Below are 26,598 nucleotides of genomic sequence, written 5' to 3'. Positions count from 1 at the left end.
GACGGCGGGATCCGTCAGCCTGGAAAGGTAGGGCCCGGGGCCTGTTGTCCGCCGCAAAAATCCTGTCAGTCCCAGGCAGGGACTTCGCTCTTCAACACCGATGCCATTTTGCCGAGGTGCACGCAGGCCCTGGCCACGTAGTCCTTGGACAGACGCTCGATACGCAAATAGTTGATCGGTTGCCGAGTCGCACTGGCATAGAGTTTCAACGCCTCTGCCGCGTGCTTGAAATGACGCGCCTCGACGCTGCCGCAATGCACACTGAGGAACGCGGCGACCCGGTTGGCTTCACCCGACGGGTAACCACGAACCTCCCGCAGCCATTGCTTCCACATCGGGGTCATCAAGTTGTATTCCCCGGTGTTGAACAACTCGGTCATGGCCATCATTTCAAGGGCTTCGATGAGGTTCGGTGCCAGGGGTCTTGTTTCCCCGACCCAACTGGAAAACTCTTTGGTGAGCGGGTCCAGGTACCGGTCCTGGAGACGCCAGTCATCGGAACCGCAAATGGCCGACGCCATGCGGTAATACAACTTCGAATGATGCGGATGCCCGTGCATCTCACCCAGGCCTACATCTTCAATGATGATCTCGCCACAATGCCGCGCCGCTTCCAGCATCTTCAACTTGGCATCGTCGGTCAGCGACTCGGACTCCTGGAGGATCCGCACGATGATGCTGGAGACCGCATGGGCCGCGCCGTCGGGGCTGCGCCAGCCACAAAAGAATGTGCACAGTGAAGACTCGGTCCAGTTGCTGGACGTCATCTCGACATAGGTCTCGCAGTACTTATCCAACTTGTCGGGGTGGCTGTGAAAACCACTCAGCAGTGCTTCAACAAGATTCCTGTCCTCGACATCAACCAGGGCCTGATTGACGTACTCGATGAAATTCCGGCTTAACTTCTCCACATTGTTCTCCTTGTTTAGTGGGTCACTGCGCTACAACAAGATGGATAACTGCCGTCAATCCGCGACGACTTCCGACATGAATTGCGCGAAGCGCGTCAGCCCTTCGATCAACTCTTCACGCTCGACGGCGTATGAAATACGAATGCTGTTCGGATCGCCGCAACCCGAACCGGGAACCACCGCAATATGCGCTTCGGTCAATAACAAATCGGCGAGATGATCGACGTCGCGAATCTTTGTGCCGAGGTAACGGCAACCCAACTGACGGGACACATCGATAAAGAGATAGAACGCACCTTCCGGTGGCGCACAGGTAATGCGGTCGACATAACCGAGGCACGTACACGCCGCGACCAGTTGTTGATCGAGAAAGGTATTTACCTTGCGGGCAAAGTCCGGCGAATCGGCGATCAATGTATTCAGCGCGGCATATTGCGAAAGACTGCTGGGGTTGGACGTCGTGTGCCCTTGCAAGTTATGCATGGCCGCGATCACGTGCGCCGGAGCGCAGGCGTAACCTACGCGCCACCCGGTGACGGCCTGGCTCTTGGAGAACGAATCAACCAGGACGGTCTGTTGTTTCAGCGCCGGAAACAGCGACACGATGTTGTGATGCTCATGGGACTGGCGCACCAGTTTGCGATAGCACTCGTCGAACACCACCCAGAGTTGATGATCGAACGCGAGTTGGGCAATCCCCAGTAACTGTTCCCGTTGATAGACCGTGCCCGTCGGGTTATTGGGCGTATTGATCACGATCATTTTAGTGCGCGGGGTCAAGGCTCTTTCGACGGCCTTGCAAGTCAGGCGGTAGTCATCGGCCTTGGTATCGACCAGCACCGGAATGGCACCGGCCAGCAGGATTTGCGTTGGAAAGGTTTCCCAGTAAGGCGTCGCGACAATGACTTCATCACCGGGATTGAGCAGCACCATGGCCGCGTTATAAAGCGCCTGTTTGGCCCCCGCCGTTACGGCCACTTCATTGGCGGCGTATGAAACACCGCAACGCTGAGTGACCTGTTGCGCCAGTTTTTCACGAAGTTGGGGCAAGCCAATAGGCGGGGTATAACGATTGCGTGCGCCTTCAATGGCCTCGATGGCGCCCGCTTTCATTTCCTGGCAAGCGTCGAATGATAGTTCGCCGGCCGCAAAGTTGATGACCTTGATGCCCTGTTCCTTCAACGCATTGGCTTTACTGCGCATGCTGGAAGTTCCCGGTGCACTGAGGTTCAACGCACGATGGGATAACGACAATCGGATTGCAGAGGTCTCGCTGTTATTCATTGTTTTACCTGCGAAAACGATTTGAAAACCAGGTGACCGGGTGACGTGCAGTTCCCCCGCAAGTCCAAAACCGGGCACCTTTACCGAACGGGTCTTCTCACATTCTGACTACCAGCAGAAACACCGGCCAATACCGTTTACGTCGTTATTGATACTGGAAAAACAACAAATGCCGGGCCTGCGCCACTTGCGTTATTTCGTGACTTTCGCCGATGAGTTGCACGTCGGGCGCGCAGCATTACGCCTGCGAAATCAGCAGCCGCAACTTGTCAGAATGGAATAGGTATTCAGGGATGGATCACGGGGTGAAAACCCCGGCGATCAACTCGCGCTCTGATAAAGCCGTGCGTCTGCGTCCAGGCCTCGTTGCACCAGCCAGGACAGCGGCAGCGTCAGCAACAGCGTGGCGGCCAACAGGATCACCGCGACGGGTACGCCGGTGACATCGCCGAGGCTGCCAAACAACACCGGCGCCAGTGCACCACCGCCAATGGTGCCGGTGTAGAACACCGCAAACGCCTGCTCGCGCTTGCCCGGCCCCGCCAGATCCGGCACGGCCCCGTACAGCACCGACGAGGTGCCATTAAGCGCCAGGCCCAGCAGCGGCAACATCACCATCAGACCGAGAAACGGCAGGTACACCGCCATGACGATCAACACCGCTGTGGTGAACTCGGTCAGCCACACGGTTTTGACCATGCCGATGCGCGCGCCCAGATAGCCGCACAACAGCTTGCCGAACGCACCGCCGACAAACAGCATCGTCAGCGCCAGGCCGATACCGGCCGTCCCGGCGCCCTTGTCTTTCAACAGAAACGGCAAGAACGTAAGAAAGCCCATGCGCACTGCGCTGTCCAGGGTTCCTGTCAGGATCAACGCGCGCAACCCACTGGCAGAACCGCTGCCCGTGATCGCCCTGGAGGCTTTGCCCTGGCTGGACAAAGACTCCGAACGCGCCGGAACCAGCCACCACAGCAAACCGGCGGCGGCCAGCCCGAGCAGGCCCAGCAGCGTGACACTGGCGCGCCAACTGATGACCGTCAGCAACAAACCGATCAACCCCGGAATCAAGGTTTTGCCGATGTCGCCGGAGAAGTTGTACTGCGACAACGCTTGCTTGACCCCGCCGCCGGCCTCGTGGGTATCGGTGATCAACGAAGAGGCCAGCGGATGCTGGGTACTGGCGCCCAATCCGCCCAACAGCAGTGCCAGCAACAACACCGTCAACCCGCCCGCCTGCCCCGCCAGCAAATAAGCCAGGCCGGCGAGTGCCGTGCCGCCCACCAACAGGCGCTCGCGGCCCCAGCGTTTGGCGGCCCGGCTCGCCAACAGTTGAAACCCGGCCATCATCCCTGCATAGGCACCGCGCAACAGGCCGATCTGGGCGAAACTCAAGCCGAACTGCGCCTGCCAGATCGGCAACAGCACATAGATCACGTCGGTCAGCCCGTCGTGAACGGCGTGGGCACCGCAACCCGCCAACAGGGATCGGCGACGTACAGAAGTGTCGGCAGGTGGCACCGCAGGCAAGGAAGCTGATTCGTGTTTCAGATCGTTCATTGGCTTGAGCAGTTGGGAAGTTGACGTGGATAGTTAAGCAGGATCGCCTCGGGGTTGCACCGGCCGGCGAAGTCCCCGATCACTGCAGTACGTGCGCGCAATCCTTCATCACACTGGCTTTGCGGCGCAGGTATTCAGCGAAAATCTCCCGCGCGGTGTCGTGGTCGACGGCAATCTGCATTGCCTCGACAAACTCACTGACCGCCGCCACGGCATGGGCGAAATGATTGCTCTCGGTGCCGCCAGTGTGCACGGTCACCCAGGCCACCGTAGCGCGGGCCTTGGACTCTGGCACGCCCATGTCGCGGACGAACCATTGCTTGTACAACGGGTGGATAAACTCCACTTCACCGTGGGTGTAGACCTCATGGATCAAGGTGGTCAGCAGGCCTTGCAACAAATCGCGATCGCGCAGGCGACGGGTGTCAGTCCAGTCCTTGAAGGCCTGGGCCGATGGCAGGCAATTTTCCTTCAACAGCCACTGGTCGCCGCCGCACAACGGCGTCGCCATGTTGTAGAACAGGTCCGAGTGCAGCGTATTGCCCAGCGCACCGAGGTCTTCATCGGTAATCCGTTGCAGGCTGCCGCAGGCGCGATAGAGCTGCTCGGCAGCCTCCGAACCCTGTTCGGAGCGCGCCAGCAAGGTAATGCGATTGGCCAGGCCGGACACACTGGTGGCCGAGTTGTTGGTCTTGGACCAACTGGCGAAAAACTTGCGCAGTGCCACCGGTGAATGACGACGCGAGGTGAGTTGTTCGAAAGCATCCTCGATGTCCACCAGGGCCTCTTCTTCACTCCAGAACGCCTCGAACAGCGCATGCTTCAAGACACTGGCCGGCATGTCGTTCAACACCGGCTCGACAATCTTCAACAACTGGCTGTGCCGGGCTATTACGTTACTCATGGTCACCTCTTATATTCCGTTATTGGATGATGAATCAGGCAGGTTCACCGCTCCGGCCGCGCGCGACCGGTGTATCGGGTTTGAGGGGTTTCCAGCCAGTCAAGGCGATCAGCAACGACAACAACTGGAAGCCGATGATCAGCACCACGCAGCCTTGCCAGCCCCAACGACTCCAGATCATCGCGGGGACGACGGCGCCGAAACTGCCGCCCAGGTAATAACCCGTCAGGTACAGCCCCACCGCCCCGCCCTTGTTGTGTCGGGCCGTTGCCGTGATGAAGGCATTCGCAGACGCCTGGGCGAGAAACACCCCGGTCGAACTCAAGGCCAGGCCCAGCACAATCAGCCACAGCGACGGCAGCAAGGTCAGGATCGAGCCACAGACACCGAGCAACACCGAACCGGTCAGCAATTCGGATTGCGGTCGGGATTTGCTCAGGCGTCCGGCAATCGGGATGACCACCAGCGCCAACAGGAACACCGCATAAATCGTCCCCAGCGCCGCCGCACCCAGGTTGAACGGCGCCTGACTGAGGTGCAGCCCCGCGTAAGTAAAGGTCGCCACTTGGGAGAACAACACACAAAAACCGACGCCATAAGCGGCCAGCAAAGGTTTGCTGCACAGTTCGCGAAACCCGTGCAGACGCATCGACGAGGCCTTGGTCACCCGCACCGGATTGGCCGGCAACAGGACGTGGATGGCCACGCCGACCAGCAAACTCATCGCGGTCAACAGCTCGAAGGCCTCACGCCAACCCACGTATTGCGTCATGATCCCCGACACGAAGCGCCCGGCAAAACCGCCCAGCACCGTGCCTGCTACGTAAAGGCTGGTAATTTCCGTGACGGTGCCCCCGCTCCAGCGGTCGCCGATGTAGGCTACGCTGGTGGCGAAAACCACCGGGATCAGCATGCCTTCAACGAAGCGCCAGACCAGCAATTCGGCAAAGCTGCCGGCATGCGCGGTCAGCAGCGCCGGCACCGCCAACAACAGCGACGCGACGACAATTACCGAGCGTTGCTCGAAGCGACCGGTCAGGCGACTGATAAAGGGAGCGGTGATGGCGACCGCCAGGGTGGTGACCGTGATGCTCCATCCCGCCTGGCGGGCGCTCACCTGAAAACTCAGGGCAAACTCCTGGAGGATGCTCTGGGTTGAATAGAGGTTGAGAAAAGCCGCACAGCCACACAGGAACAGGGCGACGCGAGCACTGTGCAGGCGCGAATTCATGAGACCTCTCGTTTTCTCCTCGGAGGTCTTTATAGAATACGCAGCCCGCCGAACACCAATACCGAATTCGGACCGATCAATACCCAAGGAACAGGATGCTCGACCTACGCAAGCTACGTTACTTTTTGACGGTCGCCGAAGAGCTGCACTTTGGCCGCGCAGCCTTGCGCCTGCACCTCGCCCAGCCACCCCTGACCCGCCAGATTTCGGCCCTGGAATCCGAGCTGGGCTTTCGCCTGTTCGATCGCACCAGCCGCACGGTCACGCTCACCGCACAAGGCCGGCATTTCCTGCCGTACGCCCGCGCCGTGCTGGACCAGGCCAGCCTGACCGAAGTCATCGCCGGCAAGCTGGCCGCCGGATCGGCCGGGCAATTGGCGCTGGGGTACGCCAGTTCGATTGCGCTCTCGGATCTGTTCAGCCAAACCATCCAGGCCTTCGCCCAGCGTTTCCCGGACGTGCAACTGACGCTGGTGGAAAGCGCGTCCAGCAGTCTGTATTCGCAAGTGATCGATGGCCGCATCGACATCGGCATGAGCCGCCTGCTGCCTGAAAGTGGACAAACCGAGGTGCAGGTCTTGTCGCTGGGGGGAGAACCTTTGGTGGCCGCCCTGTCCAGTGACAACCCGCTGGCCAGCCAGGACGAAGTCACCCTGGAGGAGCTCAGTGCACACCCGTTGATTCAGTTTCCGGCGGATTATGGCTCCGGGCTCAATGAATCCATCGAGCATCTGTACCGACGCAATGGCCTGCCGATGCGACCCGGTCCGTCTGGCCGACAGATCACCTCGATCATCGCCCTGGTGGCCGCCGGCCGAGGCGTCGCCCTCGTGCCCCAATGCACCAAGACCCTGGCCAAAAAGGGTGTGACCTACCGACCACTGGCCGACCCCGAAGCGTGCGCACAATTGCTGATACTCACGCGAACCCAAGGACGCACGCTGCTCGTCGAAGCCTTTATGGGCGTGGTCGATGAACTGCTGCGGGAGCGCTGAAGTTCATCAGTGGTAATCCCCGCCCGCGCGTTTGAGCATTTGCTTGCAACGTTCCGACAAGTGAAACACCCGCAGGTGCTTGCCAGCCTTGGCGTAGCGTTCGCGCAACGTCTTCAACGCGGCGATGGCCGAGTAGTCGACAAAGCTCAGGTGACGGCAATCGAGGGTCACTTGGGCGGGATCGTTGGCGGGGTCGAACTGGTCGAGAAAAGGTGTGGTCGAGGCGAAGAACAGCGTGCCGTGCAGGCGATAGAGTTTGCTGCCATCGGTTTCCAGATAGGTGTCGGCGTACAGCTCACGGGCCTGCTGCCAGGCGAAGTTGAGCGCGGCGATGATGATCCCGCAGAGCACGGCGGTGGCCAGGTCGGTGAACACAGTGATGGTGGTCACGGCGATGATCACCAGCACATCGTTGAGCGGCACTTTGTTTATTACCCGCAGCGAGGCCCAGGCGAAGGTCTGCTGCGACACCACGAACATCACGCCGACCAGTGCCGCCAGCGGAATGCGCTCGATCAGCGGCGACAGAAACAGCACGAACAGCAGAATCATCACCCCGGCGACCACGCCTGAAAGTCGGCCACGCCCGCCGGAACTGAGGTTGATCACGGTCTGGCCGATCATCGCGCAACCGCCCATGCCACCGAACACCCCCGACACCATATTCGCCGCGCCCAGCGCCACGCATTCGCGATCCGGGTAGCCGCGACTTTCGGTGATTTCGTCGGTGAGGTTCAGGGTCAGCAAGGTTTCCAGCAGGCCGACCAGCGCCATCAAAATCGCGTAGGGCGCGATGATGCGCAGGGTGTCCAGGTTCCACGGAATATCCGGCAACGCAAAACTCGGCAAGCCACCGGCGATGTGCGCCATGTCGCCCAGAGTGCGAGTCGGCAAGCCCAGCAGATACACCGCCAATCCGACACCGAGAATCGCCACCAATGCCGGCGGCACCGCGCGGGTCAGGCGCGGCAACAGGTACACGATGGCCATCGTCAGCGCCACCAACCCGCTCATCACATACAGCGGCGTGCCACTGAGCCAAGTGTCGCCGCTTTTGAAGTGCTCCAGTTGCGCCAGCGCAATGATGATCGCCAGGCCATTCACGAAACCGAGCATCACCGGGTGCGGCACCATGCGCACCAGTTTGCCCAGCCGCAACAACCCGAACGCCATCATGATCAACCCGCCCAGCAACACCGTCGCCAGCAAATACTGCACGCCGTGCTGCACCACCAACGCCACAATCACCACCGCCATCGACCCCGCCGCACCGGACACCATCCCCGGCCGCCCGCCGAACAGCGCGGTCAACGTGCAAATGATGAACGCGCCGTACAAGCCCATCAGCGGATTGAGATGAGCGACCAGGGCAAAGGCAATGCATTCGGGCAGCAACGCAAAAGATGTAGTGAGCCCGGCCAGGGCATCGGCGCGCAGATGTTTGGGTTTCATGACTTACCTGAAAAGCAGACCGATGGAACTGGCCGCGGGAGTTGCGGGGAATGAGGGGTGGTGATGTTACGGAATTGGGGCGTTTGGGGCCAGTGGTTGAGGAGTTCCCGCTGACACGTCTCTAAACGGAAGCCAGATATTTCTTCGTTTTTTTGAAGTTAAACACCCAGCGTTTAAAGACACCCCGTGTTACGCCATCAAAGGCTACAACGCCTTGCGTCGTTGCCTACAGGTACGCCAGAATCCGCCGGCTTGTGCGTCCAGGCTCCGGAATTTATCGTTTCCCCGTCGCTGAAAAACAGCGATCGGGTTTGGTAGCCCGTTCACCTCGACGCACGCCACCTTGTTGCAGGGTTTGTTTTCACTCTGCTTTTATGGTGGCCATGCGCAGGGCGCTTTCGAGCGCGCCGGGTTTCCAGGTGACCGGTCTACCAACCTTCGTATGGCCGCCACCCTTCGTTTGGTAGCGAGGGTGATGGCTCCTTATTTCTCATCTGGAGTTCCATCTATGTTCAAAGTAACGCCCAACCCCCCGACCACCCATCCAGTACCCCACGACGCCTCTCTTGACCCCAAGAAACTGAAAGAGGCGGCAGACCGCGCGCTCAACTTCTACCTCAACCCCGGGGCACAGAAAGAGCCGATACCGCCCCGCAGCAGCCTCTACCTCATCGACCCTGCGGTGGATGACGAAACGTTGCTGATCCTGCAACAGGTCATCAAGTTAAATGAATTAGCGGTCAATCGCGTACTGGATAATCACAAGCCTGGGTAGTCGCCAGGCACATCCCTTGTGGGAGCGGGCTTGCTCGCGAAGGCGGTGGCGCGGTCGATAACAATGTCGCCTGACACACCGCTTTCGCGAGCAAGCCCGCTCCCACATTGGTTGGGTGTTGTTCACAGGATTTGCTCCTACAGATTCATCAACCCTGCTTCAAATCCAGGCAATACGTGTAATAACCCGTATCCCGCACATACCCCAGTGACTCATACAAGCGCTGCGCCCCGAAGTTGTCCGTCGCCGTTTCCAGCACCAGCCCCTTCGCGCCCGTCGACAGTGCAAAAGCGCGGGCGGTGTTCATCAGCAACGTCCCTACCCCGCGGGCCCGAGCGGCAGGCGTGGTGAAGAGGTCGCTGAGCAGCCAGGTGCGGTGGGCGTCGATGGAGGAAAACGTCGGGTAGAGCTGGACGAAGCCCAGCGCGTCGCCGTTGTCGTCCAGGGCGAGGAAGATCGCGGATTCATCCAGGGCGATGCGCTCGGCGATGAAGTCTCGGGATTGCTGCAGGTTCGAAGGCTGGCCGTAGAAACCTCGATAGGCGTCGAAGAGTCGGGCGACTGGGTCGAGGTGGCTGGCGTCGGCGCGTTGGGCCTGGATGGTCATGCTGTTCCCTCCTTAGGATTTGGTCCGAGTGTAGCGGGCCGCCATCATGCCTGGTGTTTCACGTACGCCCATTTATCCAGCCAATTTGCAGGGTGCTCCCGCACTCATCAAACTGGACAACTCGCCCGCCGCCCCCTCGGAACCCAAAATGCCTGACCTATTGCTGAAGCCAGCCCTGCCCGGCATTGCGCTCCGGCGATGGCGTTTGCTGCACCGCGTCAAACAAGCCCATGCCGCGCAGATGTTCAGCGTCACCCAATCGACGATTTCCCGATGGGAGAGTGGCGTACAAGCAATGGATCGCGCCGCACACCAGCAACTTGAACGGTTGCTGGCCGCTCGTCTCGATTCCGCCGCCGATCACGTCCTCGCCAGGCTGGTCGCGGAAAGCCCGCGGCCGGTTCATCTCATTTGCGACTTGACCCATCGTCTGCTGGCCTGCTCCCCGTCTCGTGCCGCCGAGTTTGCCAGCCCGCTGGGCGATCTTCTGGGGCACTCGCTCTGGCGCTTCGCAACGCCAGAAATCCTGAGCACTGAGGCCGCGCTCGATGAGTCGGGTTGGCGGGAAACCCTCGCCCCACCCGCTCTGGAGTTTGTCACCGGCAGCAATGATTCCGCGCTCGTCCCCATCCGCCAGAGCCTGTGTCGCTGGACGCGCATCCCCCTCTCCGACGGCTCAGCGGCACGTCTGGTGGAAACACTCTGACAGCACGGCCGCGCATATTTTATGCGTGGACGATGTGCCTCGCCGGGCCTAGTCTGGCGCCAGTAACCGGGACGTTATGCTGCCAGGCAAAACGCCGGTCAACCTACTGGGCGGATGTATGGATATCGAAAAAATCAAAGGACGCCTCGACTTTCTGCGCGAAGCGGAAAAGCTCAAGGATGTACTCAGGAGTGCGCATACCACCTCCGGGCGCACCGAAAGCACGGCTGAACATAGCTGGCGCCTGTGCCTGATGGCCATTGTGTTCGCGGACGAACTGGCCAGCCTCGACCTTCTGAAAGTCCTCAAGATGTGTGTCATTCATGACCTGGGCGAAGCCATCAACGGCGACATTCCGGCCGTCAGCCAAGCCTCGTTCCCCGACAAGAGCGAGCATGAACGACGCGATCTTTTGCTCTTGACCAGCACTCTTGATGACGCGCTGAAAACAGAGATATTGGCGCTCTGGGATGACTACGAAAACGCGTTGTCCCCCGAGGCGCAGGCGGTCAAGGCACTGGACAAACTGGAGACCCTGCTACAACACAATCAAGGCCTGAACCCGCCGGGATTCGACTACGCGTTCAATCTGGCGTACGGCAAAAAACACACCAGTGCCCAACCGATTTTTGAGGCTCTGCGCAACATCATCGATCAGGATACGAAAGCAAAAATCGACAGGGACAGGAAGTGACGGGGCTATTTTCATAGGTCCGTCCTGTGGCGAGCGCCCTCGCCACAGGTTACTCGTTCAGCAAGGAGTGCAAGGATCAGGCTTTCGACTGCTGTTCAGCAGACACCGCCATCACCGAATTCCTCGCCAACCCGTAGTAAAGCAGCCCCGGCACCACCAGCCCCACAATCCACGAAATGTCCACGCCACCGAGCTGCGCCACCATCGGCCCGGAGTAGAAATGCGTGTCCACAAACGGCAACTGGATCAACACCCCGATCACATACACGCCGATCCCGCGCCCGTTCCAGCGACCATATCGCCCCGCCGGGTCGGACAGCGCCGGGATGTCATAACGCTCCTTGTTGATGAAGTAGTAATCCACCAGGTTGATCGCGCTCCACGGTGTGAAGAACGTCAGCAGAAACAGGATGAAGTACTTGAACGAGTTCAGGAACGAGTACTGCCCCAACAGTGCCAACGTGGTAGACGCGGCGACAATCAGCAGCACAAATACCATGCGCTGGCGGGCGGTGATTTCCAGGCGACTGCGGAAGCCGCTGATAATCGTCGCCACGCACATGAAGCTGCCGTAGGCGTTGAGCGTCGACACCGTGACCTTGCCGAACACCACGCTCAAATACAGCAGCGATGCCATCACGCCGGTGCTGCCCAGCCCGACGATGGTCGCCACCTCATGACCGCGAAAGTTCGCACCGGCCAACGCCGCCGCGAACACCCCGAGCACCATGGAAGCTTGCGCGCCCAGCACCGTGCCCAAACCCACAGCGGCAAAGGTTTTCCAGGATGAAGTCTTGCTCGGCAAGTAACGCGAGTAGTCGGCCACGTAAGGCCCAAACGCAATCTGCCAGGACGCCGACAGCGACACCGCCAGCAGGAACGTGCTCCAGCCGAAGTGGCGGTTTTCCAGCAGCAGGCCGATATCGTTGACGGTCATCAGCCGGGTAAACAGATAGGCGAAGGCAATGATGCCCAGCACGCTCGCCACCCGGCCCACCCAGTGAATCACCCGATAACCGAAGATCGTCAGGAACGTGATGCACGCAGCGAAAATCAGGATGCCGGTGCTGTCGCTGACATGGATCAACTGCGCAATCGCCTGCCCCGACAACACCGCGCCCGTCGCGCTGAAACCGAGGTACATCAGGCACACCAGCACAATCGGGATCGCCGCGCCGTAGACGCCGAACTGCACCCGGCTGGAGATCATCTGTGGTAGCCCGAGCTTCGGTCCTTGCGCGGCATGCAGGGCGACCACCGCGCCGCCGAGCAACTGGCCGAGCAGCAAACCAATCAGCGACCAGAACACATCACCGCCCAGCACCACCGCCAGCGCGCCGGTGACGATGGCGGTGATTTGCAGGTTGGCGCCGAGCCACAAAGTGAACTGGCTGTAGAGGCTGCCATGGCGCTCGGCCTCGGGGATGTAATCGATCGAACGGGTCTCGATCAGAGGACTTCGTTGTTGAGTCATTGCGACGTGCTCTTCTGAGGACAGTTTTTATTGTTGTTGTACAACGCCCACGAACGGCGCCTTGACCCACACCACTTTGCCGCCGACCATGGTCAACAACACGTTGTTGCGCGCCAGTTCATCCTCGGGCACCTGCATGAAATTCTTGTCCAGCACGATCAAGTCCGCGAACTTGCCGACCTCGACCGAACCGACCACCGCATCCAGTTTCAATTGCTCGGCAGCGTTTTGGGTGATGGCACGCAGTACTTCCGAGCGCGACAACCCCGGGTCGCCGTTGACCTTGCCTGCGTATTTTGGGCCGTAGCTGTGCGGGTTCAGCGGATCGCCCGAGCGGGTGACGCCGACCTTCAACGCGAGGAATTCATCCAGCGGGTCCACCGGCCAGTCGCTGCCATAGGCGATGCGACCGCCCGCACGGGCGATGCTGCCCGACGGTTCCATGCGCGCAAAACGCGCGGCCCCGAGGTGATCACTGGTGCCATCCACGGTGGACGGCGCTTGCTGGGCCCACTGGAACGACATGTTGGCGGTCACGTCCAGCGCCTTGAAGCGCGGATAGTCGGCCGGGTCCACGGATTCGTTGTGGGTAATGGTCGGACGGAATGCGTTGCCCGGCAGTTGATGGCGCACGTATTCGATGCTGTCCAGCGAATCCCGCACCGCGCGGTCGCCGGTGGCGTGAAGGTGCGGATCGAAACCGGCCTCCACCGCTTTCAGCAGCAGCGGATTGAGCACTTGCGGCGGGAAATACAGCTCGCCGACGTTCTTGCCCGGCGTCCACTTCGGTGCCTTGTCGGTGCCGGCGTTGTGCAGGTACGGCGTCAACATTGCCCCGGTATCCGCCGGCGCGTTGATGATGCCGTCCATGAACAATTTGACGTGGCGCATGCTCACGCCCGGCGCGACTTTGGTTTCGCCCTGGTCGTAAGTGTTGGCCAGGGCCTTGGCCTCGGCGATGGTTTTCGTCGGGTCTGCTGCGGCGGCGGCCGGGTCGAGTTTGATCGCCAGCAAGGCCCGGGCGGTCAGTTCGCCCGACTGCTGCAACGTGGTGAAGGCCTTGCCATTCTCCGGCCCGGACAAGGCGTCGAAGAAACTGGTGATGCCCTGCTGGCGCATGGCGTCGAGGGCGGCGCGGGTCTGGGTCAGTTTCTCAGCGTCGGTGGCGGGCGGCACCACGGCGGCCATGGTGTCGGCGGCGCCGTCTTCGCAGATCCCGTTCGGGTTGCCGGCCTTGTCACGCACGTACTTGCCGTCACTCGGGTTGGGTGTTTGCTTGGTGATGCCGGCCACTTCCAGGCCACGGGAGTTGGTCAGCACGGTGTGAAAATCGGTGGAGCGCACCTGAATCGGTCGTTTGGTCTTGAGCGCGTCCAGGGTCGATTTGTCCGGGTCGCCGTCGAGTCCATCCATGCCCATGCGATCCCAACTGCCGACTTCAAGCCACACGTCGGGGCCCTTGTCTTTTTCGGCGTCGAGACAGGCCTGAATGGTTTCCTGGAAGACCTTGCGGGTCATGGTCTGGTATTTCAGGTCGCACAAGGTCATCGCGCGGCCGCCATCGCCCGGATGCATGTGCCCATCGATGAAGCCCGGCATCAGCATGCGCCCGGCCAGGTCGATCAATTGGGTCTGCTTGCCGATGTAGGAAGAAACGCCCTCATCGCTGCCGACATAGACAATCTTGCCGCCGGTCACGGCGATCGCCTGTTGCACCGAATTCTTGCCATCGACGGTGTAGACATAGCCGTTGCGCATCACCATGTCGGCGCCGCTCGAACCCTGGGTCTGACACCCCACCAACCCCACACTGGCAAACGCCGTCGTCGCGGCAACCGCGATAAATAGCCTGGAAAGTTTCAACTGCCTCACCTCTGTTTTTATAGTTCTGGAAGTGCCCGAACAGACTGTCGCGCCAGCCCGTGGCAGGCAGGGCCTACCCTATAGCGCGCAGTCGAAATCCGGACCTCCACAAATGAGGAGGGGTCAGGCAATTAGTGGGAAATGCGACGGGTGTCGTGCGACGGTGAACGCAGGACAGAACCCAGTTCCACCTTGCTCTTCACGCCGAGTTGCAAGTAGCAGTTGCGCAGATAAGTGCGCACGGTGGCCGGGCTCAGCCCGAGGGTTTTGGCGATCTCTTTGTAGGAATGGCCGGCAGCGAACAGCATCGCCGCCGTGCGCTCCCGTGGCGCCAGCGCTGCGCCGCGTGATTGCGTTTCGAGGGACAGAATCACGTGCTCGGCGTTTGGGCTCAGCGTCAACGCGCAGCGACCGAGGCGAATCACGCACGGCGCTTTCGGCAGTTGCGCGATCACCTCAAAGGGCAGCGTCGAGCCGCTCCATCCCGGTAACTCTCGCTGGATGGCAGCGCACAGACTGGCGCCGACATATAGCAAGCTACCGTCGAGTCGGGCGATCCCGAAGTCGGTCGCCCCGCTGCCCGTGTTGAAGCGAATCATGTCCTGCACCTGGAATCGCCACAGTTGCAGCAAGTGATCGCAGAACGCCGAAAACAAATCGGCCTCGCCGTCGCTGAACGCTGGCGCCTGCTCGCCACGATACAAACAGACGAAAAACATCAAGCCGCTTTCGGGCAATTCAAAGGTGATGCACATGGCGTGGTACAGATCGTGGCGCCGCGCAAACGCGTCCACCACATCGTTCAGATTGTCGAATCCGCTTTCGCGCACGACCTCGCCGGGCTGACTCAAGGTGTCATGGGAGAAGCTGTCACTGTCGGCCCCTTTGTGCCATTCGGCGGCAAACGATTCCGGCAGATTGATGCGCCCGTGCATCCAGCTCTTGGGCGGCGCATCGGCGGCTGAGGCAGACATTTCGCCCCACCAGGCTGAGGCAAACGGGACCAGTTCGCTAAAGGCCTGCAGGCCCTCGTCGATGAATTGCGAGGCGCCGCGCTCCCGGGCCAGGCGCCCGAGGTGCAACACGCAGCGGTTGAATGCGTTGAGCGTGGCCATGGAAGTAACGTCGTTACCCTCCCCCATTGTTCTTATCCTGTTGGCTACATGGCGTATTCATTCGACCATGCCATAGGCGCCGTAATCCCGTCCAGCACGGGGCTGTTAAAGGGAAGGCAATCCCCGTACAGCGTCTAATCTTAGTAGAGCACCCGCGCCAACATGCCACAGCCTCTTGCTACAGGGGAAACGGGATGACCGGACAAACAGCACGCCAATGCTCGTCATGGACCCTGCTCACTCTGCTCGCCATCAGCCTGGCGCTGACCGCAGGATGTGCAGGCAAATCGGCCAAGGCCCGTTATTCGGCTTCAAGCATAGGCTCAAGCTGCTATGCCAAAGCGCTCCCCACCGCCGGCGAGGGCGGTCTGGCCTGGGGCGACACCTTGAGCATGGCGCGCAAGAAATCCCTGGATAACTGCATGCGCTATGCCGGCCGCTCCGGTGGCACGCCGGATACTTGCCAGGTGGTGCTGTCGGAGTGCAAACATTAAGTGAGCGGGTAACCCCTAGCGACCGATCAACGAACTCTCCAACAACGCCGCCAACCCCATCGGTTTGGCAAAGTAATAACCTTGGGCCTGCCCCGCGCCCATTTCCCGCAGCAAGTCCAGGGTCGCTTCGTCCTCGACACCTTCTGCCACCACACTCAGGTCCAGGGATTCGGCCATGCGCACAATCGCCCGCACGATCGCGCGGCTGCGGGCACTGGCGGTCAGTTCGAGGATGAACGACTTGTCGATCTTCAAGCCGCTGAAACGGTACTGGTGCACATAGCTCAGGGAGGAGAACCCGGCGCCAAAGTCATCGAGCACCACCGACATGCCGTTGTCGGCCAATTGCTGCATGGTCAGCCGGGCAATCGCCGGCTCCGCCACCAGCGCACCTTCGGTCAACTCCAGGCAGATCCGCGACGGCTCGACCCCGTGCCGCGCCAGCAGGGCAAGCACGTCACTGGCGAAGTCCGGGCGGGTCATGCTGTAGCTCGAGCAATTGACGTGCACCGGCGGCCAATTCCCGTGTTCGGGTTGGGCGAGGATCACGGCGATGCTGGTCAGCATGTAGAGGTCCAGGCGACCGATCAGGCGCAAACCCTCGACATCCGGTAGAAACTCGCCCGGCGCGATCACCCGGCCGCCCGGTTGCTGCCAACGGATCAGCGCTTCGAGGGCCAGCAGTTCGCCGGTTTCGACGCTGACAATCGGCTGGAAATACGGCAGCAGTTCGTCGGTGCGCTTGAGCGCGTTGCGCAAGGCCCCTTCCCGCTCGACCTGGTCCGAGACTTCGCGGCGCACTTCCTGGTTGAACACCGCGTAGCTGTCGCGCCCGGCGCTCTTGACCCGGTACATCGCCGCATCGGCGTCGCGCAGCAAATCGGCGGGCTCGTGATGGAACTGATTGTCGGCGCTGACAATGCCGATACTGCAGGACGAAAAAACCTGATGGCCATTGATGACAAACGGCAGGTCAAACGCCACCAAAATCCGCTCTGCGATTTCGATCACCACCTCCAGCGGCGCTTCGGGTGCGAGTACGGAAAACTCATCACCGCCCAGACGCGCCAGCATGTCGGTGTCGCGCAGGCAACCGCGCAGACGTTGGGCGGCCTGCATCAACAGCAGGTCGCCAAAATGATGGCCGAGGCTGTCGTTGACCATTTTGAAACGGTCGAGGTCGATGAACATCACCGCCAGGTGCCCGCCGTCGCTGCCAAACTGCGACCAGGCCTGATTGAGGCGCTGTTGCAGGTAGGTGCGATTCGGTAGCCCGGTCAACGCATCGTGGGAGTTTTCGTGTTGCAACTTGGCGTTGGCGTGATCGAGTTCGCGGGTGCGGTTCTGCACCCGGGCTTCGAGCTTGAGGTTGGCCGCATGGATCGCTTCGGCGGCGGTGCGGCGCGACAACGCGGTGTCGATGTGCCGCGACACAAACGTCAGCAGTTCCTGGTCGCGCAGGGTGTAGCGCACCTGCGAGGTATAGCTTTGCACCGCGAGTACGCCACGCACCACATCGCCATCGAACAACGGGATGCCCAACCAGGAATAAGATCGGTAATACAGATCGGCGGGTTCGATTTCACCGTGCTCGGTCAGTCGATCGGCCTCGTCGGAATCGATCAGGCACGCCCGACGCTGACGGATCACGTACTCGGTCAAGCCACGGCTGCCACGCCGTGCCACCGGGCGAACCGTCTGCCGCTCATCCACGTAATACGGAAAGGTCACTTCCGTGGTCGCGTCGTCGAACAGCGCAATGTAGAAGTTCTGCGCGAACAGCAGATCACCGACGATGCCATGCAGGGTTTTAAACAACTCCGCCATGTCGCCGGGCTGGCTCGACAGTTCCGCAATCTGGAACAGCGCACTTTGCAGATGTTCGGCGCGCTCACGGTCAGCCACTTCCTGGCGCAAGGCGTCATTGAGTGCCGAAAGCTCCAGGGTGCGACGCATCACCGTTTCTTCCAGATCGGCCCGGTGCAGGATTCGGTCCAGCGCCATCGCTACGTGGCGGGCCACCACCAGGAACAGCGCGCGGTCTTCAGCGCTGTAGGTTCGGGACACGTCGTAGACCTGCATCGCCAGCATGCCAAACACGTCATCCGAGGCATTCTTCAACGGTGCGCCCATCCAGAACTCGGGACGATCACCCACGCAGTAGAACCGGCCCTCGGCCTGAGCCGCGAGAATGCCGGCGGAGTCGATCAGCAACGGCTGCCCCGTGGTCAACACGTAGGCGGTCAACGACAGGTGCGAAGGGTCAAGGTATTCGTAGTTCTCGGACTCCAGGGCTTCCACATCGATGATGTCGACGTAATACGGATAATCCATCTTGCCGGTGTGCGGGTCATACAACGCGAGATAGAAGTTCTCGGCATCGATCAGGCTGGCCAGCAGTTGGTGAACCCCCACCAGAAACACCGAGCGGTCGCGGGTCGAACTGGCCAGGTAGGTGATTTCATACAACACACGCTGGGTAATCTGCGCGCGGGCCAGGGTATTGGTCTGGACCTGAATGCCCAGGCGCCGGGCAAATTCGGCGAGGGCCGGTTCCTTGGCATCGTCGACGGGCGCAAGCAGCCAACCCAGCACACTTTCGCCTTGACCGGTCGGCCAGCGGTGCAACTTCCAGGTCAGGCAAAAGGCTTCAAAATCTTCATTCGCAACGCTTGACGGCCACTGCACCCGAGGGTCGCCCTGCCCGACCAGATGCATTTGTTCACCGGCGCGATAAACCACCCACGACGTGGTATGCGCCCAGTTGCGCGCTGAATCCAGCAAGTGTTCGATGGTGTCCCCATTGCCAGCGTAAGCCATGCCGACCGTATCCACGTTCCCTTTATGTTGTGATGCGACAACGTCGCAATCGTTCGATTGCCGCGGGGCGTCGGTCAATGGACGAACACTCATCAGCGCTCCCTGAGCCAATAATTGGCGATACTTTCTTATTGAACACTAGCGATGTACCAGCGATCTTCTCGTTTAAAGCTTATGGGAATTTTTATCAATCGTTTTATTCGCTTTATGCCAACCAGGCGACGGATCCATCGACACGGTGCCCGCCGCGAATTTGGCAGGCTTCAATCCCTTTATCGGCCGCACTTTCAATCACTCAACCGGGATCACCGCCGGCTTGCCCTTCTCCTTCAACAGAAACACCAAAAACTTCGCGGGCTTGTCCTGGCTGGCATTGCGTCCCACGGTGTGCACGTCGTCCGGCCCTTCATGGAAGCTCTGTCCCGGCATCAACGTGACCTCCTTGCCGCCCTTCACGCCCATGACGATGGAACCTTCGAGGACATAAATGAAGCCATGCGCATCGTGACGATGCACCGGATCGGCGCCGCCGGGCGGGTACTCGACGGTGATCATCAGCACTTCTTTTCCGGGGTAGTCGGCAAGTGCCTGTTCCATTACGGGTTTGACGACGGGGGGCTCGGGAGCAGCCATTACCAGTCCGGTGCACACCAGCGGCAACAAGGCTAAAAGAGGATGGAGGTGCATGAGGGTTTCCTCATCTGGGAGGGCTAAGCGCAGAGGGGTGGCGATCCGGTACGTGGAATCGCCAGCCGTTTATTCGCTAAGTGTTCTTCAGCCATGCATCGAAGTGCGTTGCGCCGATGATCGGATGGGCGCCGGGGGTCAGTGACCGGTCGTCGATGGGCGCGCCGAAGTAGGTGGCCTCGGCGTCTGAAATCACCTCTCGCGGATCATCGTTGTGTTTCAGGTAGGTTTTGACGAACGAGGCGATCGGCAATCGATCAGGCCCGGCCACTTCTTGCGTCTGGTTCGTGGGCGGCTGCTCGGCGATGTCGGCCAGTGCCGCCGCAACGTCGGCCGAAGCGATCGGTTGCAGGTCCGCCGCAGGCAAGCGAGTGCTGTTGCCCTGCTCGCCGGATTGGGCGATGGCACCGATGAACTCGAAGAATTGCGTGGCCCGCAGGATCGAGTAGGGAATGCCCGAGGCCTTGATCAGTTTTTCCTGGGCCATTTTGGCGCGGAAGTAGCCGCTATCGAGCATGCGTTCCGTACCGACGACGGACAGGGCGACGTGGTGTTTCACCCCGGCCGCTTTCTCGGTGGCGAACAGGTTGCGACCGGACGTTTCGAAGAAGTCCAGCACGGCGGCGTCTTCAAAGGATGGCGAGTTTGCGACGTCGACCACCACTTCGGCGCCGGCCAGCGCCGCTTCGAGGCCTTCGCCGGTCAGGGCGTTGATGCCGGTGCTGGGTGAGCCGGCGAGGACATCGTGTCCGCGCTGGCGAAGGTTATTGCAGAGCTGGGTGCCAATCAGGCCAGTTCCGCCGATGACGACAATTTTCATGGGAATGCCTCCAGTTGGATGGTGCATCTGTCGGCGATTGACTATGCAGGGCCGAAGCCCCATTCAGTTTAGGACACGAATGCCGGGCCGCCCCTTTGATTTGGGCAACCGCCTGTGCAATCCGACGATTCGCGTCTGGCTCATTCGCTGTATAGTTTTGTATATTACGAAACCAATTTTTCAAGACGCCCCCATGCCCTCCTCCCTTGTTCCTGCCCCATGACCAGCATTCGCCAACGCAATCAGCACTTGATCCTGGCCGCCGCCAGCGAAGAATTTGCCGCCAAAGGCTTCGACGCCACCCAGACCCGGGACATCGCGGCGCGTGCGGGGGTGCCGAAGGCGAATCTGTATTACTACTTCCAGAGTAAGGAAAACCTCTACGCCAAGGTGCTGCTCGGGTTTGTCGAGCCATTGCTGGAAGCGTCGGCGGTGCTGCGCGAGAGCGATGATCCGGTGGTGGGTTTGCAGGCCTACATCACGGCGCGGATCCGCATCGCGCGGGAGCATCCGCATATCGCCAAGGTGTTCAGCGGCGAGTTGCTACTGGGGGGACGGCAGTTGCCTGGGGAGTGTCGGGATTTGTTGTATGCCGAGGCGCAGCGCAACGTCGACTGCCTGCGCAGCTGGATCGAGCGCGGGTTGCTGGCGCCGGTGGACCCGGAGCACTTGATGTTGTTCATCTGGTCGGCGACGCGCACCTATACCAACCTGGGCTGGCAGATGGCGCATATCACCGGGCGGCAAGTGCCGGAGGATGGGGATTATCAGAATGCGGCGGCGACGATTACCCGGTTGGTGTTGGGGGGTGTGGTGCCGGAGCGGGTTGGGGCGATTGGGGGGTTGTTGTTTGCTACTTGAGTTTTTTTGGGGGGGCTGCTGCGCAGCCCAACGGGGGCAAGCCCCCTCGCCACAGGTGAGCCACCCGCCACTGGTTTAAGGCATCAGGTCCAGCGGTGTGTTTGCCGCTCGTTCTTCATGCCAACGTTTTAACGAATCGGGTAGCCGCCCTTTCCAGCTAGGGACGTTGGTGTAGTAGCGGGCTCGGGTGTTGCTCTGCTGATCGGTTACGAGCAGCACCAGCCAGAATCGGGCATCGGCTTTGTGCATGAGGATGGCGGCGTTGGTGTTGGCCAGTCCGCGCACCCACATCTCATCGATATCGGCACCCGGTACGTCGCTGGATGCATCGCCGATGGTGCGCGAGCTGCTGCTGTCTACCAACGTCTGGTAATCATCCTTGAGCAACGTGCGCAATACGTCGTCTTCCTGCTGCGTACGGACCAGCCCTACGCTGAGCAAATCGTTTTCCAATGCCAAAGACTGTTCAGAAGCCACGTATCGCCCGGAATAAAAGACACCCATACCGGCTCCGCAATCACTATCAGTGCCTTCCTGCGTAACATCGAGCACACCGTTCATGGCGGTGAAGGTCAGCCCACACGCGTCGTCGGCACGCGCCGTCGTGCCCTTGATCGTGGCGATACCGTCCAGATTGCCCATGTTGGCGCCACTCGCACCCAAGACGTCGAACGTGATGTGAGTCGAATCCTTGCGCTTGGTTTTCAATTCACCACCGATCGACACGCCCCACGGAATCATTTGCCACGTGGCGTCCCACGAGAACGGCGTGGCCATGTGGCCGAGTTCGGTGATGCGCATCTGGTACTTCGTACGCAAACAACTGAGGTTATCCGAGCACTGATTGCGCTGTTTCAGCCACTGACGCTGGTCCGACTTGAGCGCCTTGGGATCGACGACTTTCGGCAGCGTGGCGCTCCACAGTTCACCCAGTTTTTGATCGAGACTTGAGGTGTAAGGGTCGGCACAAATGGCTTTTTCGCTGGGGCTGGCGGCGCTGGTGCAGTCGAAGCTGCTGGCGTGGGCAACATCGGACATCAACACAAAGGCAGCTATGGCGATAAAGCGAGAGAACGTTAGGGGCATACGGGACAGATTCCATTCTTCAGGCGAACCGGGATATCGGTGCTCTCAGGGGTATTTTTAGACTCGAATAAAAACGGGCGCTTCACCGGCGCCCGTTTTGCTTACAGCATGGCTTACAGATTCTTGGCCATGGTGTCAGTGACGGTTTTCAGCGCCTGTTCGGTGCTTTCCTTCCAGTCGTTGTCGGTCACGGCCTGAACGCCTTCGCGATTCTGACCGAAGATTTCGACCATTGGCTTCGAGGTGCCGGTATCCACCTTCAGGTGCACTTTGTTGTTCACGCCCACTGTCAGGAAGCCTGGGGACATCCACGACCAGAATTCGATGACATGCACGGTCACCGCTTGGGTATCGACGGTTTTTTCGCTGCTCGGCACCACCCGATAACCCGCCTGTCCGTAAGCGGCGGCGATGCTTTTGGCGATCAGGTCGCTGAGCTTGGTGCCTTCTGGCAACAACACGTCGCCCAGGCCTTTGCCGTAGCCGTTGCGTTTACGGGCGATGGCGCGTTCGGTGATGGATTTATCGTTGATTTCGCCTTCCTTGAGGGACGGGATCTCGGGGAGTTCAGGCTTGAGTTCGAAACGGCGTTCGTCCAACACGCTGATAACGACTTTCTGGCCATTGCCATTCGCGGCGGGCGGCGTATTGATGTCCACCACCGAACGGCTGGTTGCGCAGCCAAACAGCGCAGTGGTTGCCAGTAACAGGCAGGCGAGTTTGAGGTGTTTCATGACGACTCCGGTCATTGTGATCAGTCCACTATTCGATTCTGGAAAACAGGCGGGTTTCGCGCACCTGCGCGATCACTAAAGATCGGCCGCGAGGCGACAATCATGAGTCGCCACAGGTGTTTTTCTGGCTGAAAGCTGACGCGGCTTAAACGCGAATGTCAGCGGTCGGCAGGACGTCGATACGCGCCACAGGCCCGGTCAAGTGGGCCAGGTCGGCGTTGTGTTCGGCGATGATGTCCTGGGCCGCGACGTTGCCGTTGTCGACGGTGGAATGCGCGTCGGCGGCCAGGACCACGTCGTAGCCCAGGTTCAGGGCCTGGCGCACGGTGGCGTTGACGCAATAGTCGGTTTGCAGGCCGCAGATGATCAGGCGATCGGTGCCCTGGTCTTGCAGCAATGCTTGCAGGTGGGTCTGGTAGAACGAATCCCGGGTGGTTTTACGCACGCGCAAGTCTTGGGATGACGTCTCCAGGCTGTCGGCCAGTTGCCAGCCCTTGGAACCGTGTTGCAGCAGGTCACCCTTTTCTTCGTGCTGGATCAGGACCACCGTGCGCCCGGCTTCCCTGGCCTTGGCACTCAGGCCATTGATGTTTTCGATGACGCGCTTGATCTCAAAGCATTCGTACTCGCCGGTGCACAGGGCTTGTTGGACGTCGATGATCAGCAGTGCGGTAGTCATGGCGGAGGGCCTTAAAGTAGTCCATCAGATTAAGGGGTACGCAACCAGCCCCTTGGGTGGGCCGAGCGTGATCGCGTGCAATCGATAATGCCGTAAATCGCTCCCTGATAGAACTGCTTCCTGCCAGAGTTTTCAGAGAGCGTGACTGCGGCCCCAACGCCGCTAATTTGAATTAAAAAAGCATTAAACCATATTAACCATGACAATAATTTGTTGCTCTATTGTAACCGGCAATATCATTCACATAACAACAGCAATAAGTGTAGTCAACACTGGTAGTTTGCTTTAGGGTAAATCATCGATATCGAGAAGTTTCGCCAGGACCGCGACCTGTTCAACAACAGGCCTGCGGCTTGCCGCTGGTTATTAATGGACTTCAGCCAGTGACGTGTGAGTAATTGCCTGATCGTTCTTTTGAACTTGATGGACACTTATGTTCCTCAATCCCGCTGATACCGTTATATCCATTGAGTACACTTGATATGAATGACAACAAAGTCCTGGTCTTGCGCACTTGCGCCAATGACATGTCGGACCATGCCGGCCAGGTCTGGCCGGAAGCCGGCCTGGTGGTGTGCAAACACTGGAAGCCCGGCAAGACGCTCGAAAATGGCCTGATCGGCCTGTTGTGGGGCGAAGGCTCCTCTGCCCAGTTAAGTTTGCGGACCGATGCCAAATGGATTGTCTGTGAAGTTCATACTGAGCACATCCTCAAACTTGAAGAAGACGGCCTGATCAAATTTCCGGAAGCGGAAGTTGTGCATACCGGCACACAAGAAAGTTCGATCGATTACATCGCAGAACATATAGCACACTATCAAAGCTCAAATATTACACCTGCCGACACAGCACTTGATTCCCCCAATAAAATATCCAACCGTGAATTCGAAAGCCGACGAGACCAAGGTTACAGTCCTTCTCGTATTGGCGCCAAAATCGACGCCTCACAAAAGTTTGAAACCGCTGTATATGGCAGCACCCTGACGGGAGGGCATCACAGTTATTTACTGGCGGGCTATGGCAGCACGGAAACGGCGGGCAGCCAGAGTTCACTGATTGCCGGTTACGGCAGCACCTTGACCGCCGCTGACAGCAGCTCACTGACCGCAGGCTATGGCAGTACGGAAATGGCCGGGAATGACAGTGCGTTGATCGCCGGGTATGGCAGCACGCAGATCGCTGGCCAGAAAAGTACGCTGACCGCAGGTTACGGCAGTTCCCAGACCGCCCAGGAAAGCAGTTCCCTCACGGCTGGATACGGCAGCACGGAAACCTCCGGCGGCGACAGTTCATTGATCGCCGGTTATGGCAGTACGCAAACCGCCGGTTATGACAGCAGCCTGACAGCCGGGTATGGCAGCACCCTCACCGCCCAGGACGGCAGTTCCCTCACGGCCGGTTATGGCACGACGGAAACCGCCGGGCATGAAAGCTCGCTGATCGCCGGCTACGGCAGCACGCAAACCGCCGGTCACGACAGCACATTGACGGCAGGCTACGGCAGCACCCTCACCGCTCGGGAACACAGTTCACTCACGGCTGGCTACGGCAGCACCGAGACCGCCGGTTTCAAAAGTACCCTCACCGCCGGTTATGGCAGCACCCAGACCGCTCGAGAAAACAGCGTCCTCACGGCCGGCTATGGCAGTACCGCGACGGCGGGCTTCAACAGTTCGCTGATCGCCGGTTATGGCAGCACGCAAACCGCCGGTTTCGACAGTACGTTGACGGCGGGCTATGGCAGCACCCTCACCGCTCAGGACAACTCCACCCTCACCGCCGGCTACGGCAGTACCGAAACCGCCGGCTACGAAAGTTCGTTGATTGCTGGCTATGGCAGCACACAAACCGCCGGCTATGACAGCACGTTGACAGCGGGTTACGGCAGCACCCTCACCGCTCAGGACAGCAGTTCCCTCACCGCCGGTTACGGCAGCACCGAAACCGCCGGCTACGACAGTACATTGATCGCCGGCTACGGCAGCACCCTGACCGCCCAACACAACAGCACCCTCACCGCCGGTTATGGCAGCACCGAAACCGCCGGCCAGGACAGTTCGTTGATCGCCGGTTACGGCAGCAGCCTGACCAGCGGCATCCGCAGTTTCCTTACGGCGGGATACGGCAGCACGCTGATCAGCGGATTGCGCAGCGTATTGACTGCCGGCTATGGCAGCTCGCAAACCGCCGGGTACGAAAGCACGTTGACCGCAGGCTACGGCAGCAACCAGATCGCCAGTCATCAAAGCTCACTGATCGCCGGCCCCGACAGCACGCAGATTGCCGGGCACAAAAGCATGTTGATCGCCGGCAAGGACAGTTCACAAACCGCCGGTTATCGCAGCACGCTCATTGCTGGTGCTGGCAGCGTGCAGACCGCAGGTGATCGCAGCAAATTGATCGCGGGCAAGGACACCACGCAAATCGCCGGCGACCGCAGCAAACTGCTGGCGGGCAGCAACAGTCACCTCACGGCGGGTGATCGCAGCAAGCTGACGGCAGGGGATGACTGTACGTTGATGGGCGGCGACAAAAGCGTTTTGACAGCGGGCAAGAACTGCATTCTGGTGGGCGGTGCCCGCAGCAAGTTGATTGGCAGCCTGGGTTCGACGCTGACCGGCGGCGACAACTCGACGCTGATCTTCCGATGCTGGAACGGCAAGCGCTACAAAAATGTCGTGGCGCACACCGGCAAGGACGGCGTGGAAGCGCATGTGCCGTATCAGGTGGATGAGGCAGATAACATCGTCGCCAAACCCGACGAATAACCTCGAACTCCGTAGTGCTGTAGCAGCTGTCGAGCAGCGCGAGGCAGCTGCTACACAAGGGCCACCCTCGGTTGAAGG

At 60.1% G+C, this 26,598-nt stretch carries 23 protein-coding genes; 7 read left to right on the top strand and 16 right to left on the bottom strand.

What is annotated here, in order from left to right:
* Positions 1–65 precede the first annotated feature (65 nt).
* The 5 genes from ACIQY3_RS07290 to ACIQY3_RS07270 all read right to left on the bottom strand — a co-directional run bounded on the left by ACIQY3_RS07290 (position 66) and on the right by ACIQY3_RS07270 (position 5,890).
* Positions 66–911 carry a hypothetical protein gene (locus tag ACIQY3_RS07290; protein ID WP_403018198.1) on the bottom strand — a complete coding sequence of 282 codons (846 nt, stop codon included), beginning with the start codon at positions 909–911 and terminating at the stop codon, positions 66–68.
* A 54-nt stretch (positions 912–965) separates the two neighbouring features.
* A complete protein-coding gene (locus ACIQY3_RS07285) occupies positions 966–2,195 on the bottom strand; it encodes a pyridoxal phosphate-dependent aminotransferase (RefSeq protein WP_403018197.1) in 1,230 nt (409 codons plus the stop codon).
* Between the two features lie 321 nt (positions 2,196–2,516).
* On the bottom strand, positions 2,517–3,755 hold the full coding sequence (locus ACIQY3_RS07280) for an MFS transporter (protein ID WP_403018196.1): 1,239 nt from the start codon (positions 3,753–3,755) through the stop codon (positions 2,517–2,519).
* A gap of 79 nt (positions 3,756–3,834) precedes the next feature.
* Entirely contained in the window at positions 3,835–4,659 is an 825-nt protein-coding gene (locus tag ACIQY3_RS07275) for a hypothetical protein (RefSeq protein ID WP_403018194.1), read from the bottom strand.
* A gap of 34 nt (positions 4,660–4,693) precedes the next feature.
* Positions 4,694–5,890, bottom strand: coding sequence for an MFS transporter (locus ACIQY3_RS07270; RefSeq protein WP_403018193.1), 1,197 nt, complete (start codon positions 5,888–5,890; stop codon positions 4,694–4,696).
* A 95-nt stretch (positions 5,891–5,985) separates the two neighbouring features.
* On the opposite strand from ACIQY3_RS07270, the gene ACIQY3_RS07265 reads away from it, so the two are divergent.
* A complete protein-coding gene (locus tag ACIQY3_RS07265; RefSeq protein WP_403018192.1) occupies positions 5,986–6,885 on the top strand; it encodes a LysR family transcriptional regulator in 900 nt (299 codons plus the stop codon).
* Between the two features lie 6 nt (positions 6,886–6,891).
* Here ACIQY3_RS07265 and ACIQY3_RS07260 read toward each other — a convergent pair whose 3' ends face one another.
* Positions 6,892–8,337, bottom strand: coding sequence for a SulP family inorganic anion transporter (locus tag ACIQY3_RS07260; RefSeq protein ID WP_403018190.1), 1,446 nt, complete (start codon positions 8,335–8,337; stop codon positions 6,892–6,894).
* Between the two features lie 508 nt (positions 8,338–8,845).
* Here ACIQY3_RS07260 and ACIQY3_RS07255 point away from each other — a divergent pair.
* Positions 8,846–9,112, top strand: coding sequence for a hypothetical protein (locus ACIQY3_RS07255; RefSeq protein WP_403018188.1), 267 nt, complete (start codon positions 8,846–8,848; stop codon positions 9,110–9,112).
* 148 nt (positions 9,113–9,260) lie between these two features.
* On the opposite strand, the gene ACIQY3_RS07250 is transcribed toward ACIQY3_RS07255, so the two are convergent.
* Entirely contained in the window at positions 9,261–9,719 is a 459-nt protein-coding gene (locus ACIQY3_RS07250; protein WP_403018186.1) for a GNAT family N-acetyltransferase, read from the bottom strand.
* A gap of 148 nt (positions 9,720–9,867) precedes the next feature.
* Here ACIQY3_RS07250 and ACIQY3_RS07245 point away from each other — a divergent pair, with 148 nt between their 5' ends.
* The gene (locus tag ACIQY3_RS07245; protein ID WP_403018185.1) at positions 9,868–10,425 is read left to right on the top strand and encodes a helix-turn-helix domain-containing protein; all 558 of its coding nucleotides are present in this window, start codon (positions 9,868–9,870) and stop codon (positions 10,423–10,425) included.
* A gap of 118 nt (positions 10,426–10,543) precedes the next feature.
* Positions 10,544–11,119, top strand: a complete 576-nt coding sequence (locus ACIQY3_RS07240) for an HD family hydrolase (RefSeq protein ID WP_403018184.1) — start codon at positions 10,544–10,546, stop codon at positions 11,117–11,119.
* A gap of 76 nt (positions 11,120–11,195) precedes the next feature.
* Here the strand turns inward: ACIQY3_RS07240 and ACIQY3_RS07235 are convergent, their stop codons facing one another.
* The 3 genes from ACIQY3_RS07235 to ACIQY3_RS07225 all read right to left on the bottom strand — a co-directional run bounded on the left by ACIQY3_RS07235 (position 11,196) and on the right by ACIQY3_RS07225 (position 15,598).
* On the bottom strand, positions 11,196–12,593 hold the full coding sequence (locus ACIQY3_RS07235) for a purine-cytosine permease family protein (RefSeq protein WP_403018182.1): 1,398 nt from the start codon (positions 12,591–12,593) through the stop codon (positions 11,196–11,198).
* 27 nt (positions 12,594–12,620) lie between these two features.
* On the bottom strand, positions 12,621–14,456 hold the full coding sequence (locus ACIQY3_RS07230; protein ID WP_403018181.1) for an amidohydrolase: 1,836 nt from the start codon (positions 14,454–14,456) through the stop codon (positions 12,621–12,623).
* 131 nt (positions 14,457–14,587) lie between these two features.
* Positions 14,588–15,598 carry a helix-turn-helix transcriptional regulator gene (locus tag ACIQY3_RS07225; RefSeq protein WP_403018180.1) on the bottom strand — a complete coding sequence of 337 codons (1,011 nt, stop codon included), beginning with the start codon at positions 15,596–15,598 and terminating at the stop codon, positions 14,588–14,590.
* Between the two features lie 167 nt (positions 15,599–15,765).
* Between ACIQY3_RS07225 and ACIQY3_RS07220 the strand changes: the two genes are divergently transcribed.
* Complete coding sequence (locus ACIQY3_RS07220; protein ID WP_403018179.1) at positions 15,766–16,065, top strand: hypothetical protein; 300 nt, start codon at positions 15,766–15,768, stop codon at positions 16,063–16,065.
* A gap of 15 nt (positions 16,066–16,080) precedes the next feature.
* Here ACIQY3_RS07220 and ACIQY3_RS07215 read toward each other — a convergent pair whose 3' ends face one another.
* The 3 genes from ACIQY3_RS07215 to ACIQY3_RS07205 all read right to left on the bottom strand — a co-directional run bounded on the left by ACIQY3_RS07215 (position 16,081) and on the right by ACIQY3_RS07205 (position 20,392).
* On the bottom strand, positions 16,081–18,978 hold the full coding sequence (locus tag ACIQY3_RS07215; protein ID WP_403018177.1) for an EAL domain-containing protein: 2,898 nt from the start codon (positions 18,976–18,978) through the stop codon (positions 16,081–16,083).
* A 198-nt stretch (positions 18,979–19,176) separates the two neighbouring features.
* Entirely contained in the window at positions 19,177–19,572 is a 396-nt protein-coding gene (locus tag ACIQY3_RS07210; RefSeq protein ID WP_403018175.1) for a cupin domain-containing protein, read from the bottom strand.
* Between the two features lie 76 nt (positions 19,573–19,648).
* Complete coding sequence (locus ACIQY3_RS07205) at positions 19,649–20,392, bottom strand: SDR family oxidoreductase (RefSeq protein WP_403018173.1); 744 nt, start codon at positions 20,390–20,392, stop codon at positions 19,649–19,651.
* A 219-nt stretch (positions 20,393–20,611) separates the two neighbouring features.
* Here ACIQY3_RS07205 and ACIQY3_RS07200 point away from each other — a divergent pair, with 219 nt between their 5' ends.
* On the top strand, positions 20,612–21,253 hold the full coding sequence (locus ACIQY3_RS07200; RefSeq protein ID WP_403018172.1) for a TetR/AcrR family transcriptional regulator: 642 nt from the start codon (positions 20,612–20,614) through the stop codon (positions 21,251–21,253).
* Between the two features lie 75 nt (positions 21,254–21,328).
* Here the strand turns inward: ACIQY3_RS07200 and ACIQY3_RS07195 are convergent, their stop codons facing one another.
* The 3 genes from ACIQY3_RS07195 to ACIQY3_RS07185 all read right to left on the bottom strand — a co-directional run bounded on the left by ACIQY3_RS07195 (position 21,329) and on the right by ACIQY3_RS07185 (position 23,752).
* Entirely contained in the window at positions 21,329–22,339 is a 1,011-nt protein-coding gene (locus ACIQY3_RS07195; RefSeq protein ID WP_403018171.1) for a lysozyme inhibitor LprI family protein, read from the bottom strand.
* A 113-nt stretch (positions 22,340–22,452) separates the two neighbouring features.
* On the bottom strand, positions 22,453–23,073 hold the full coding sequence (locus ACIQY3_RS07190) for a flagellar biosynthesis protein (RefSeq protein ID WP_403018169.1): 621 nt from the start codon (positions 23,071–23,073) through the stop codon (positions 22,453–22,455).
* A 145-nt stretch (positions 23,074–23,218) separates the two neighbouring features.
* Positions 23,219–23,752, bottom strand: coding sequence for a cysteine hydrolase family protein (locus ACIQY3_RS07185; RefSeq protein WP_403018168.1), 534 nt, complete (start codon positions 23,750–23,752; stop codon positions 23,219–23,221).
* Positions 23,753–24,234: 482 nt separating this feature from the next.
* Between ACIQY3_RS07185 and ACIQY3_RS07180 the strand changes: the two genes are divergently transcribed.
* A complete protein-coding gene (locus tag ACIQY3_RS07180) occupies positions 24,235–26,520 on the top strand; it encodes an Ice nucleation protein (RefSeq protein WP_403018167.1) in 2,286 nt (761 codons plus the stop codon).
* Positions 26,521–26,598 lie beyond the last annotated feature (78 nt).

The sequence above is a fragment of the Pseudomonas sp. NPDC096950 genome (assembly GCF_044762525.1).
Lineage (GTDB): Bacteria > Pseudomonadota > Gammaproteobacteria > Pseudomonadales > Pseudomonadaceae > Aquipseudomonas.
This window is presented reverse-complemented; position numbering and strand designations above follow the sequence as displayed.